The sequence below is a fragment of the Pseudomonas sp. genome (assembly GCF_028293835.1).
GTDB lineage: Bacteria > Pseudomonadota > Gammaproteobacteria > Pseudomonadales > Pseudomonadaceae > Aquipseudomonas.
Genome location: NZ_JAQGNX010000149.1, coordinates 1 through 11,581 on the forward strand (window position 1 = coordinate 1; position 11,581 = coordinate 11,581).

Sequence of the window (11,581 nt, forward strand, 5' to 3'; positions counted from 1 at the left end):
GATATCGATCAGGGACTAAATGCCATCAAGGCATCTCTCTGAACCGATGCCGGGCATCCCGAAACATCACTTTGAATAGCCATTTTGACTATGTCGAAACAGCGCTCGGCTGGGCACTCGCCCTTGGGAGTAAACAATGGCAGCGTTGATCGGGATCGATTTTTCCCTGGACGGGAAACAGTGCGGCCATCTGGCAATCCCGCATTCCACTAATGTTTCGGCTTACGGCAAGATCATCGTTCCCGTCGTCTATATCCGCAACGGCGAGGGTCCCCGGGCGCTTCTTAGCGCGGGAGTGCACGGTGACGAATTTGAAGGTCAGATCGCTTTAAGAAAACTGTGCCTGGACCTCGCTCGCGATGACATCAGCGGCAGTCTGCTAATTCTGCCAATGGTAAACGCACCTGCGGTCATTTCATCTTCACGTGTTTCGCCAATCGACCAGTTGAATTTAAATCGCGTGTTCCCGGGAGACCCCCTGGGTTCGCCTACGGTTGCAATAGCAAGCGCGATAGAAAACCAACTGCTGGAACATTGCAGTTTTGCCTACGATATTCACAGCGGTGGAAGCTCGCTGCTCTATGAAACTGTCGCGCTGACGACGTCGACAGGGTCGGAACCGGACGACAAAAAAAGGCTTGATCTCCTGCATGCGCTCGGTCTTGAGGCCGGCATGCTGTTGCCCGCCGAAAGCAATATGGGGCTCGAATCCTCACTTGACGGGGCGATGCTTCGCAAAAACGTCATTGGGGTCAGCGCTGAGTTTGGCGGCGGCGGTGCCCTGCTGTCCGAAACGATTTTGCAAGCATGTGAACTGAGCATCAGACGTTTTCTCGCTCACGTCGGATTGACACCGGAATCCCAGCTCCCGCCTGCGGATCGGCGTTGCCACATTTACGATGTGGACGAACCTGATGCGTTCGTTTTTTCCACATGTACCGGGCTGTTCAAAGCCGACGTTGCTGTCGGTGCAATGATCGGTCCCGGGGATCTCATCGGGCACATTTTTGATTTTTATGACCTGACGGCCCCGCCAAAACCGGTGATCAACAAACTGCCTGGAAAAGTGCTCGCCCTGAGAACCCGTCCTTGTATCGAGGTTGGGGATTGTTTGGCTCAGGTTGGCAAGTTGTGCGGCGCCCATGAGGAGGTGGCCCATGCAAGCTGATCCTCAGGACGGGTCAATCCGACCGCAGCTCTCGGCGACAGACATTCACAAATCCTTTGGTGAATTTGAGGTTCTGAAAGGTATCTCGCTGACCGCGAACAAGCACGATGTCATCTCAATCCTCGGAGCAAGCGGATCAGGTAAAAGCACTTTTTTAAGGTGTCTGAATTTTCTTGAATTTCCCAGCGAGGGCATCGTATCGGTAAGCGGGGAGGTGATTAAGACCCGGCGCAATCGCGATCAGCAGTTGGAGCCGTCAGATAGAAAACAGATTGAGCGACTTCGAACCCGCGTGTCCATGGTATTTCAGAGTTTCAATCTTTGGTCACATATGACGGCGCTGGAAAACGTAATGGAAGCATCGGTTCACGTGTTGGGCATGCCTCCTGACAAAGCCAAAGACATCGCCGAGCGATTGCTTGAGCGTGTCGGTTTGGTTGACCGTAGACATTTCTATCCGACCCATATGTCGGGTGGTCAGCAGCAGCGCGTAGCCATAGCGAGGGCTCTGGCGGTTAATCCTGACGTCATCCTGTTCGACGAACCCACCTCTGCCCTGGACCCGGAACTCGTCGGCGAGGTTCTGAAGGTGATGAAAGATTTGGCTGAGGAAGGCAGAACCATGATCGTGGTGACCCATGAAATGGGGTTCGCCCAGGACGTTTCCAATCGTGTGGTTTTTTTGGACCAGGGCCGGACAGAAGCTGAAGGCTCCCCCGACGAAGTAATGCTTAGGCCTGAGTCTGCCCGCCTTCGCCAATTCCTGGCCCGGACACAACGCTAGTCACGCTAAGAACAGATTTGCACACTGGAAAATGGGGATTCAAATGATCGCATCTGTAAGAAAAGTAGCCTTGATGAGCGTGATGATCTTCGCCTCTTTCAGCGTCGTCGCAGCCGACGATGTCATTCGATTCGCCACTGAGGCGGCCTACCCTCCCTTCAATGAGAGAGCCCCGGACGGCACCATTATCGGGTGGGAAATTGATTTGGGCATGGCGATGTGCGAAAAAATCCATCGCAAATGCGAGTTCGTGGCGCAGGACTGGGATGGGATGATTCCCGGACTACTGAGCAAGCGCTTCGATGGCATTTTTGCTTCAATGACCATCACTGAAGAGCGAAAGAAGCGTATAGATTTTACCAATAAGTATTACCAATCACCCGCTCGCTTTGTTGCAAAAAAGGATTTCAAGATTGACCGCTCTGCCTCAAATCTGGGTGGCGTCAGGCTTGGGACTTTGGCGGGCGTTGCGCAGTGCTATCTTCAGAAGCATTACCCGGACGCAAAAGTCTCCATCTATCCTTCCGCTGAAGATATGTACCTTGATCTGCACGCTGGACGATTGGATTCGATCCTCAGTGAGACCGTACAGGCAGACTTTGGGTTAATTCGCAAAAACCCCGACGCTGGCTACGCGTTCATCGGTGAACCCGTGCTGGACAAGGAATGTTTTGGCGAAGGCATTGGCATTGGCGTGCGCAAAGATGATGTCGAGCTTAAGACGCTTCTCAATAAAGCGATCGCGGAAGTTCGAGCGGATGGGACGTACGACAAGATCGAAGCAAAGTACTTCGGTTATGACATCTACGGCCAGTAAGCCACTCGAACGGGATTGAGCGTTGTCGTCCCGTTGTGGCACTCAGAAAAACAAACCTGCCTGAAATCTCAAAAATTGATGGTCAAGTGGGCGGCAGGCTTTGGAGGTGCACCGTGGATCACATTGTTGCGTACGGCCCGTTCCTGCTAAAGGGAATATTGGTCACGATCACACTGAGCATATGCTCGGTAATAGTCGCAGTATCCCTCGGTTTGGCAGGTGCGCTAGCCAGCAAGTCGAAGAGTGCGTTAGCGAAGAAAACTGCATCCGGTTATACGACCATCGTCAGGGGGATCCCGGACCTGGTAGTTATGCTGTTGTTGTATAACGGTGGCCAAATGGCCCTGAATTACTTTGGAAGCGTAACGGGTCTTTGGTCTTACGTAGAGTTAAACCGGTTCGTCGCTGGTGTCACCGCCATCGGGTTTGTGTACGGCGCCTATATGAGCGAAACCTTTCGTGGGGCTTATATGGCGATTCCAGTCGGGATGATCGAGGCTGGCGTTTCTTTTGGAATGAGCAGAAGTGTTTTGTTCCGGCGTATCATTTGGCCGCATCTTGTTCGACTCGCCCTTCCCGGTTTCACAAACAACTGGTTGACGTTGATGAAGTCAACTGCCCTGGTGTCAGTCATCGGACTGGAGGACATTGTTTACAATGGTTTTGCCGCAGGTCGCGCGACCCGGGAACCCTTCACCTTTATGCTGGTAGCGCTGGCCGTCTACCTTATCTTGACGGTTATTTCTGATGTCGGACTACGGGTCCTGGAGCGTCGTAATAACCGCGGTGTCGTTAGGGGAATTTGGCGGTGACAGACGTGCTTGAAATAATCCGAAAATTCTCTTCAGACGTATCGCCGTTGGACTTTTACCTTGTTCTAGCGAACTGGCACCTGTTCTGGGAGGGTTTAACAAACACACTTATATTGCTGATCGTTTCGCTAGTGGCGGGTGGATTACTGGCTGTTCCATTAGCAATCATCCGTGCTGTACGTATTCCGGCTTTGAATCCCCTTGTGTTTGGCTTTATCTATCTGGTGCGGGGCACACCGTTGTTGGTTCAACTGTACGTCATCTATTATGGCCTCTCGCAGTTTGAGTATGTCAGAGACTCCATCGCTTGGTCGATACTGAGAGAGCCGTGGTGGTGCGCGCTGATCGCTTTCACCATCAGCACATCTGCCTACACGGCGGAGATATTGCGCGGTGCGATCGAAGCAACACCGCGTGGAGAGATAGAGGCTGCGACGGCGGCTGGAATGAACAAGGTACTGACGTTACGCCGCGTTATCCTACCGAGCGCGTTCCGTCGAGCATTGCCCGCCTATGGCAACGAGGTGATATTCGATCTGCACTCAACCGTGCTTGCAAGTACCGTCACAGTCATCGATGTGCTAGGGGCGGCGCGAAGCTTTAACAGTAAGTACTATCTGGCCTACGAAGGTTTCATCACCGCAGCGCTTATTTTTATGACGATAGTCTTTATCATTACGCACGTTTTTCGCTTTTTGGAAACTCGTATGCTTAAACACCTGAGATAAAATATCAGTTTTTGCTGGAACCGTTAACTATCCGAACAAACGATGCGTTTACTCGTGTTGTTTTTAACACACCATTACTTTATTTTGCGGAGGTCATTCCATGACACATATTTATACGCGTGCAGAAATCGACACTGTTTTACCACGTGTGAATGTTATCGATGAAATCGCCCAAGGATTCATTGCATTCTCCCGCGGTGACGTCGAAGTCCCCCCTATTGGTGAACTTCTGTTTCCTGAGAACGCCGGAGAACTTCATATCAAGTACGGTGCCATTAAAAACGACGATGTCTGCGTGGTGAAGCTAGCCACTGGTTTCTTCAAGAATCCAACTATTGGTCTGCCGCCTTTCGGCGGATGCATGATAGTGCTCAGTCAAAAAACGGGTGTAATTGATGCCGTCTTGCTTGAAGAGGGGGAGCTGACAAACCATCGTACCGCCGCCGCCGGTGCAGTAGCCGCCATGGCACTGGCTCCGAAAAAACTCAAGACGATTGGGATCATTGGTTCAGGGGTACAGGCTCGCATGCAAGCGGACTACCTGCGTCGGGTGACTGAGTGCCGGAATCTGCTTATCTGGGGGCGCGACGCTGAAGCCACCAAAAGTGCAGCCTCGGACATTGAGGCTATGGGGTTCCGGGTCGCCATCTCCGATTCCATTGACGAATTATGTGAGCGCGCCAGGTTAATTGTCACGACTACGGCAGCTGAAGCGCCGCTTCTCACGCTGTCCATGATTCGACCCGGAACGCATATAACCGCGATGGGATCAGACACGGCCGAGAAAAATGAGATCGCACCCGAGATCCTCGAATTTGCAAATGTAGTAGTGGCTGACAGTCTCGCGCAAAGTGCGCACCGGGGCGAAATATATCAAGCCTGCAAAGCCGGTTATTTGCACAGAAATAATGTGGTTGAGCTGGGCGCGGTTCTTTCCGGGACAGCGCTGGGGCGCACATCCGATGAACAGATTACGCTGGTTGATCTAACGGGAGTGGCCGTCCAGGACATTGCTATCGCCAAAGCAGTCCTCCAAGAGCTGACGTCGAAAAGGGAGTGAGCTCTCCATCTTAGTCTGAACAACTAAGTCCAAGGCAGGCCGCTCCGTTTCATGCCTGCGATGCCTTATGGCGATCTAACTACGAGAAAGATAAAATGAAAATCAGAGAGTTCGGTGTAGAAATCTGGATGAACTACTACGAGACCAAATGCGTTTATAACTTGGCGGAAACGTGCGTTGAGTCCATCACCCTTGAGCAATTGCTCGAGTTCGCGGACAAGAAGGACACCATCCTGTCGGAACTGCTACCGATGAAAATGACTTACGGCGCTATCGAAGGCTCCGACCGCCTGCGCAATGTGGTCGCCTCGCTGTACGAAACACAGAAACGCGAGAACGTCGTCATCACCCACGGTGCCATCGGCGCCAACGCCTTAGTGTATGAGACCCTGGTCGAGCGAGGTGATCACGTGATTTCCGTGGGGCCGACCTACCAGCAGCACCACTCAATTCCAGAGAGCTACGGCGCCGAAGTATCGATTCTGCAGCTGCGGGAACAAAATGCGTTCCTGCCAGACCTGCAAGAACTACGCGAATTGATCCGCCCCGGGACCCGGGTGATAGCCCTGAACAACCCGAACAACCCGACCGGCTCGCTAATGGACCGCGGCCTGTTGGAGCAGATTGTCGAAATCGCACGTTCCGTCGATGCCTGGCTGCTGTGCGACGAGGTCTATCGCGGCACCAACCAGACCGGCGACGGCTTCAGCGTGTCCATCGCCGACCTGTACGAGAAAGGCATCAGTACCGGTAGCATGTCCAAGACCTACTCGTTGGCTGGGCTGCGCCTGGGCTGGATCGTCGGGCCGATTGAGCTGCTGCAGGCGGTGTCGATACACCGCGACTACAACACCATTAGCGTCGGCATGCTCGACGATCACTTCGCCAGCATCGCGCTGGAAAACCGCGACAAGATTCTGGCCCGCGCCCATGGGTTGCTGCGTTCCAACCTGGCAACGCTGGATGTGTGGGTAGCGCAAGAACCACGAGTGTCCTACATCAAGCCGAAAGCGGGCACCACTGCCCTGCTGAAAATCGATACCGAGCTGTCCTCACGGGACCTCTGCATCCAGTTGCTCGAGGCCAAGGGGGTAATGTTCACCCCCGGCAGCGCAATGGACATCGAAGGCTATGTGCGCATCGGCTACGCCAACAACCCGGACGTGCTAAAAGTTGGTTTGGTCAAAGTTTCCGAGTTCCTGCGCGAAGTCCGGTAAAAGATTGGCGGGCTGGACCGGATGACAAGCTTTCATCCAGGTCCGTTGACCAAGGCTGCGCGCTTGCTTGTAGACTTTCAGTAGCATAACAATTCCACTGTTGCTTTCTTTCAGGAGTGCTCCATGACCCTTCCGGCTCGTCTGTTCTGGGGGCAGATTTCCGACTTCGATCTTAAGCTCGTCCGCACATTTCGCGCAGTAGCGGATTGCAACGGTTTTTCCTTGGCTGAAATCGAACTCAACATGACCAAGTCAGCCATCAGTAAGCAAATCGCCGACTTGGAAATTCGCCTTGGAGTGCAGCTTTGCCACCGTGGGCGCTCCGGGTTTTCGCTGACGGCTGAGGGACAGCTCGTCTACGATGCCAGCGGCAAGATGTTCAGCGCATTGGAGGGATTTCGCACAGAACTGAACGCCCTGCAAACGCACCCAGCGGGAACGTTGCATATCGGAAGTATAGATACACTGATCACCAGTCGAAAATCGCTAATAATGGAGATACTTACTCGCTTTTCAACGGATTTTCCCGAGGTCAAAATTAAGATGATCACGACCTCGTCCGCAGAAATTGACCAATGTGTTGCAGACCGGCGAATGCAGGTTGGTTTTTCCACAGACAGGGGAATTATAAAGGGTGCGAAAAGCCTGCCTCTATTTTCCGAGCACAGTTACCTCTACTGCGGGAAAAACCATTTTTTGTTTGATCGCGACGAAAGCGACATCACACTTGAATTATTGAATGATCAGCGATTTGCTCAGCATGCTTATTCCGAAGCTGAGTTGCGCAATGAAAACCGGATCGGTTTCACCCCGGCGGCAAGCGGGCAATTCTCCGAAGGGATCGCCATGCTGATCCTGACCGGAAACTTCATTGGGTTTTTGCCCCAGCACTATGCAATCAGCTGGGTCGCCGCTGGCGAAATGCGGCCCCTACTCCCGGCTAACATCCGCAAAGTGTCAAAGATTCGTCTTCTTTATCATGACGATGGGGTCGTCATGCCATTAGTAGCAGCGTTTGTCAAAACAGCCGAGACCATTAGACAGGAAGAACACGACGTCGGCACTTGATGTGGAGCGATACATGCACCTCGATACTATCGAGCTATTGGCCTTGAAGCAGCTGTTTGACGCGAGTGATGTGTCGGATGAAGTGACGCAAGGATTTCATTACAGAGTAAAAGAGCGAAGCATCACAGCACATGGTTTCTTCTCTATCATTGAATGCGTTCGTCCGTCTGAACTAATTCAATCTCAGAAAGAAATAAGCATATCGTTCACCCACCCGCAGTTAAAGAAAGGAGGCATGTTCGTTTGTTGGGTTGAACAGGATTTAACATTATGCCTTGAGGGTTTCGCGGCGAAACGAAACTGGCCTCTAGAGCTGCTTCCACATTCTTTGCAAAAATCCGCACCCATACGTCGCGCGGCCAAGGACTCCAGCGTCAGTCGACTGCGTCAGCGCGTTCCACGCCTGTTGTGTTCCTGGGTAGCGCAGGGTTACATTTAACTCGCGACAGACGGCTGCATAGACGGTCATTCCATTGATCAGATTCATTGGTGAGCCCAGGCTCGGACCCAAGATGGCGTCGGGTCTTAGCACCGTCCACGGCAATGTGCTGTTGGGGGCGAATCTGGCTGAAACTCAGCGAGTTGTGTATTGGCAACTGTTCGGCCAAAAGCAGCCTTGACGAATATGTAGGAGCTGCCGGAGGCTGCGATGGCCTGCGAAGCGGGCCCGAGCTTTTGCAGGATACGGACTTGATCGCAGTCGTCGGCAGCTCCTACAGACGGTTCTTTTAAGGTCAGCTATGGGGTCATTGCCCGCCATTTCGAGCAGTTCAAGCAGCAAGCACCTGCGCGAGCGCCACGCTGGCCAGCCGTGCGGTAGCCAAGAGGCGGTCCAGGCTTTGTCCATGGCGCGCACTGGCCGAGAGACCGGCCATGGTGGTGCAGACAAAATCCGCTAGCCGATCTGCCTCCAGCGGATGACGCTCGGCGATGCTGTCTCGAATGACATTTTGCGCAGCAACATGGAAGCCGCAGGCGGCAACACGCGCCTGCGGGTCGTTGCACCGTGTGCCCTCCAATACCATACAGCCCGTGGCGGTGGAATCGGCGGCGTAGCTGCGCGCGGCCTGCTCCAACAACTCCGCAAGCGACACAGCCAAAGGCCGGTCTGCCTTCAGAATTTGCAATAGAGGGACGGCTCCGGTTACAGCGTAACGATCGAGAATGCGTGCGTACAACTCGGCCTTGCTGCCAAAGGCTGCGTAGAAGCTGGGCGGATTGATGCCAAGTGCTTTGGTCACGTCGGCAACGCTTACGCCGTCGTAGCCCTTCGCATGGAACAGGCGCTGAGCAGTCGCTACCGCCTCATCTGGATCGAACTGGCGAGGCCGGCCGCGCGCTGGCAGACTATTTGTAGTCACGATTACAAAATCCTTGACAGCTCAAAGGGGGGATATTGTAGCATGAGCTACATTAATCAAAAGGAGTGATCATGTCGGATTTTAAAAACAAGTCGGTACTGGTGCTTGGCGGGAGCCGGGGTATTGGCGCCGCGATCGTAAGGCGCTTTGCGGCTGACGGCGCGAAGACGGCGTTTACGTACTCGGGCTCGCCGGAGGCGGCGCAGCTTCTTGCCATCGAAACAGGCAGCAGCGCGTACTCAACGGATAGCGCTGACCGGGATGCAGTCATCGCCCGGGTTCGAGATAGCGGTCCATTGGACGTGCTGGTGATAAATTCCGGCATAGCCATCTTCGGCGACGCGCTGGAGCAGGACCCAGATGCGATCGATCGCCTGTTCCGCATCAACGTGCACGCTCCATACCACGCATCGGTGGAAGCGGCGCGGCAGATGCCGGAAGGTGGGCGGATCATCGTGATCGGATCAGTAAACGGTGACCGCATGCCCTTGCCCGGTATGGCGTCCTATGCATTAAGCAAATCAGCACTGCAGGGGATGGCACGAGGACTGGCACGGGATTTCGGCCCGCGTGGAATCACGATCAACATCGTGCAGCCGGGACCGATCGACACTGACGCGAATCCCGCGAACGGCCCGATGAAGGACCTGATGCATAGTTTCATGGCGATCAAGCGCCACGGTCGTTCTGAGGAGGTGGCGGGAATGGTAGCTTGGTTGGCCGGGCCGGAAGCGGGCTTTGTAACGGGGGCAATGCACACGATCGACGGTGCGTTCGGCGCCTGACCGATCCCACGCAGCCGGAGAACAGGTAGCGAGCAACATGAGGTAAACGGTCAGGTGCCGTCAACGTGAGCGAAAGCACCGAATTGACCGAGGTGCTACTGAGCGGCATCGGCGTGGGTCAAATCTTCCGCTTCAGTGCTCGCGCGCATATCGTTGCGGGCCATCTGGTCAGTATTCAGGCATCGAAGGCAGCGGCGTTTGCCGGTTATTCGTACATCCTTTCTAGGAGCCAACTTGTCGGCGAGGCGGTGTACCCGTTGCACCGCAAGGTATGCCTCGCCAACAAGTTGTCCTCCTTCAGATTGCCCGTGGATCCAGGTAGACCGCAGCCCCTGCTTCCCGAATTGATTCGGTCATTGGACGTGCTGCCATTTCTTGTAGACCCATTCCAGACTGTAGCCATCCCGGTCCAGCACATTGGCGGCGTAGTAGTCCGGGTCGTAGTGCAAGCGTGCCCCAGGCGCGCCGTTGTCTACCGCATTCAGCTGCATGGCCGCAGCATAGGCAGCATCAACTTCAGCCTTGCTGTTCGCGACAAAACCTATGTGCACAACGCACCCTTCAACAACGCCCTCACGCAACCAGAAAAACATCCGGCCGTTGGCGCCAAAGCCCTTGAGGTCTGGATGCCCGGTCGGGCCGTTCTTGCCGTCGTAATCCAGGCGCGCAGTGATGCCCAGCGGAGCCAGTACAGCCGTGTAAAAATCGACGGAGCGTGCAATATCGCTTACAGACAGAAAAATATGATCGAGCATGGTGTAGCCCTCGCTTGTTCAGATGGTGTAGCCGCCGGCAACTTCGATGGTCTGAGCATTGATCCATGCGCCCTCCTCAGACAGCAGCATGGCAATGACCCGCCCGACGTCTTCGGGCTCCCCCACCCTGCCGAGCGCTGTCTGCGCCGCCAGCATCACCTCGAACTCATCATTCAAGCCGCCACCTAACTCGGTACGAATCGCACCAGGTGACACGGCATTAGCCCGTATGCGCCGCTCGCCAAACTCTTTTGCCATGTAACGGCTAAGCACTTCGAGCCCGCCCTTGAACGCTGCGTACGGCGCAACGCCTGCGGTAGCTACGCGGGTTGTGGCACTGGTCAGATTGACGATACTGGCGCCTTCGGCCAGCAGCGGCAGCAAGGTCTGAGTGAGGAAAAACGGGCCTTTGAGATGCACTTTGAACAGGTCATCGAACTGCGCCTCGCTGACAGTGACCAACGGGTTGAACAGGCCATAGCCAGCGTTGTTGACCAGGCCGCTCAGCGTGGTCGTATCCCACGTCTCCCGTAAGGCCACCACCACTGATTCTCGAAATGTCTCGAAACTGCCAACGTCCGACACATCCAACTTGAGCGCGGCGGCCGTGCCACCTGCTTTTTCGATGCGGTCCACAACCGAAGCAGCCGCCTGGGGGTTGGCGTTATAGGTCAAGATGACACCCATACCCTTTTGGGCAATATGCTCGGCGGCACTGGCACCGATTCCGCGGCTGCCGCCTGTGATCACGATTACACCCATGTTCAGTTCCTCTGTGGTTTGAATGTGACTCCACAGTAACCATCCATGCCAGGAGGGTCGTACCCGTTCCTACTCGAAACCTGCCTGTTTCTGCTTTTCCCTTGCACCGGGTACGCTCTGCCTTCAGCATGCGAGACATGGACAATCAACTCAAAGAACTTAGATCACTTTCCGCCGGCGCTGAAAATCGCCGGACCGAAACGGGCATCCCACGCGTAGCCATGGTTCAGGGCAAGATCCCCGAGCACATGCTGGCGGCCGTAT

General features: G+C 54.6%; 13 protein-coding genes and 1 pseudogene. 11 read left to right on the top strand and 3 right to left on the bottom strand.

From position 1 onward, the window contains the following. Window positions 1-136 precede the first annotated feature (136 nt). The 9 genes from JWR17_RS20370 (at window position 137) to JWR17_RS20410 (ending at window position 8,093) form a co-directional block, all read left to right on the top strand. Window positions 137-1,168, top strand: a complete 1,032-nt coding sequence (locus JWR17_RS20370; RefSeq protein ID WP_299834203.1) for a succinylglutamate desuccinylase/aspartoacylase family protein — start codon at window positions 137-139, stop codon at window positions 1,166-1,168. Beyond that, window positions 1,158-1,952 (top strand): ATP-binding cassette domain-containing protein, encoded by a 795-nt coding sequence (locus JWR17_RS20375; protein WP_299834205.1) that lies wholly within the window; start codon window positions 1,158-1,160, stop codon window positions 1,950-1,952. The genes JWR17_RS20370 and JWR17_RS20375 overlap by 11 nt, the downstream gene beginning before the upstream one ends. Before the next feature lie 43 nt (window positions 1,953-1,995). After that, window positions 1,996-2,769: a transporter substrate-binding domain-containing protein gene (locus tag JWR17_RS20380; protein WP_299834207.1), complete on the top strand. Its 774-nt coding sequence runs from the start codon at window positions 1,996-1,998 to the stop codon at window positions 2,767-2,769. Window positions 2,770-2,882: 113 nt separating this feature from the next. After that, complete coding sequence (locus JWR17_RS20385; protein WP_299834209.1) at window positions 2,883-3,581, top strand: ABC transporter permease subunit; 699 nt, start codon at window positions 2,883-2,885, stop codon at window positions 3,579-3,581. A 5-nt stretch (window positions 3,582-3,586) separates the two neighbouring features. Continuing rightward, complete coding sequence (locus tag JWR17_RS20390) at window positions 3,587-4,309, top strand: ABC transporter permease (protein WP_299834211.1); 723 nt, start codon at window positions 3,587-3,589, stop codon at window positions 4,307-4,309. A 100-nt stretch (window positions 4,310-4,409) separates the two neighbouring features. Beyond that, window positions 4,410-5,369, top strand: a complete 960-nt coding sequence (locus tag JWR17_RS20395) for an ornithine cyclodeaminase family protein (protein ID WP_299834213.1) — start codon at window positions 4,410-4,412, stop codon at window positions 5,367-5,369. A 95-nt stretch (window positions 5,370-5,464) separates the two neighbouring features. Next, complete coding sequence (locus JWR17_RS20400; protein ID WP_299834214.1) at window positions 5,465-6,586, top strand: aminotransferase; 1,122 nt, start codon at window positions 5,465-5,467, stop codon at window positions 6,584-6,586. Window positions 6,587-6,709: 123 nt separating this feature from the next. After that, window positions 6,710-7,654, top strand: a complete 945-nt coding sequence (locus tag JWR17_RS20405; RefSeq protein WP_299834216.1) for a LysR family transcriptional regulator — start codon at window positions 6,710-6,712, stop codon at window positions 7,652-7,654. 13 nt (window positions 7,655-7,667) lie between these two features. Then, on the top strand, window positions 7,668-8,093 hold the full coding sequence (locus JWR17_RS20410) for a hypothetical protein (protein ID WP_299834218.1): 426 nt from the start codon (window positions 7,668-7,670) through the stop codon (window positions 8,091-8,093). 331 nt (window positions 8,094-8,424) lie between these two features. On the opposite strand, the gene JWR17_RS20415 is transcribed toward JWR17_RS20410, so the two are convergent. Then, on the bottom strand, window positions 8,425-9,015 hold the full coding sequence (locus tag JWR17_RS20415; RefSeq protein WP_299834220.1) for a TetR/AcrR family transcriptional regulator: 591 nt from the start codon (window positions 9,013-9,015) through the stop codon (window positions 8,425-8,427). Window positions 9,016-9,086: 71 nt separating this feature from the next. Between JWR17_RS20415 and bdcA the strand changes: the two genes are divergently transcribed. Continuing rightward, on the top strand, window positions 9,087-9,800 hold the full coding sequence (bdcA, locus tag JWR17_RS20420; RefSeq protein WP_299834221.1) for an SDR family oxidoreductase: 714 nt from the start codon (window positions 9,087-9,089) through the stop codon (window positions 9,798-9,800). A 353-nt stretch (window positions 9,801-10,153) separates the two neighbouring features. On the opposite strand, the gene JWR17_RS20425 is transcribed toward bdcA, so the two are convergent. Continuing rightward, a complete protein-coding gene (locus tag JWR17_RS20425; protein WP_299834222.1) occupies window positions 10,154-10,555 on the bottom strand; it encodes a VOC family protein in 402 nt (133 codons plus the stop codon). Window positions 10,556-10,573: 18 nt separating this feature from the next. Further along, window positions 10,574-11,317 carry an SDR family oxidoreductase gene (locus JWR17_RS20430; RefSeq protein WP_299834225.1) on the bottom strand — a complete coding sequence of 248 codons (744 nt, stop codon included), beginning with the start codon at window positions 11,315-11,317 and terminating at the stop codon, window positions 10,574-10,576. 137 nt (window positions 11,318-11,454) lie between these two features. Between JWR17_RS20430 and JWR17_RS20435 the strand changes: the two are divergent. Then, window positions 11,455-11,581 (top strand): annotated as a pseudogene (locus JWR17_RS20435) (AraC family transcriptional regulator); the annotation flags it as partial.

Excerpts from the sequence above, each read along its gene's own strand:
- JWR17_RS20380 (WP_299834207.1), top strand. The coding sequence starts at position 1,996 with ATGATCGCATCTGTAAGAAAAGTAGCCTTGATGAGCGTGATGATCTTC.
- JWR17_RS20430 (WP_299834225.1), bottom strand. The coding sequence starts at position 11,317 with ATGGGTGTAATCGTGATCACAGGCGGCAGCCGCGGAATCGGTGCCAGT.
- JWR17_RS20410 (WP_299834218.1), top strand. The coding sequence starts at position 7,668 with ATGCACCTCGATACTATCGAGCTATTGGCCTTGAAGCAGCTGTTTGAC.
- JWR17_RS20400 (WP_299834214.1), top strand. The coding sequence starts at position 5,465 with ATGAAAATCAGAGAGTTCGGTGTAGAAATCTGGATGAACTACTACGAG.
- bdcA (WP_299834221.1), top strand. The coding sequence starts at position 9,087 with ATGTCGGATTTTAAAAACAAGTCGGTACTGGTGCTTGGCGGGAGCCGG.
- JWR17_RS20395 (WP_299834213.1), top strand. The coding sequence starts at position 4,410 with ATGACACATATTTATACGCGTGCAGAAATCGACACTGTTTTACCACGT.
- JWR17_RS20405 (WP_299834216.1), top strand. The coding sequence starts at position 6,710 with ATGACCCTTCCGGCTCGTCTGTTCTGGGGGCAGATTTCCGACTTCGAT.
- JWR17_RS20425 (WP_299834222.1), bottom strand. The coding sequence starts at position 10,555 with ATGCTCGATCATATTTTTCTGTCTGTAAGCGATATTGCACGCTCCGTC.
- JWR17_RS20375 (WP_299834205.1), top strand. The coding sequence starts at position 1,158 with ATGCAAGCTGATCCTCAGGACGGGTCAATCCGACCGCAGCTCTCGGCG.
- JWR17_RS20370 (WP_299834203.1), top strand. The coding sequence starts at position 137 with ATGGCAGCGTTGATCGGGATCGATTTTTCCCTGGACGGGAAACAGTGC.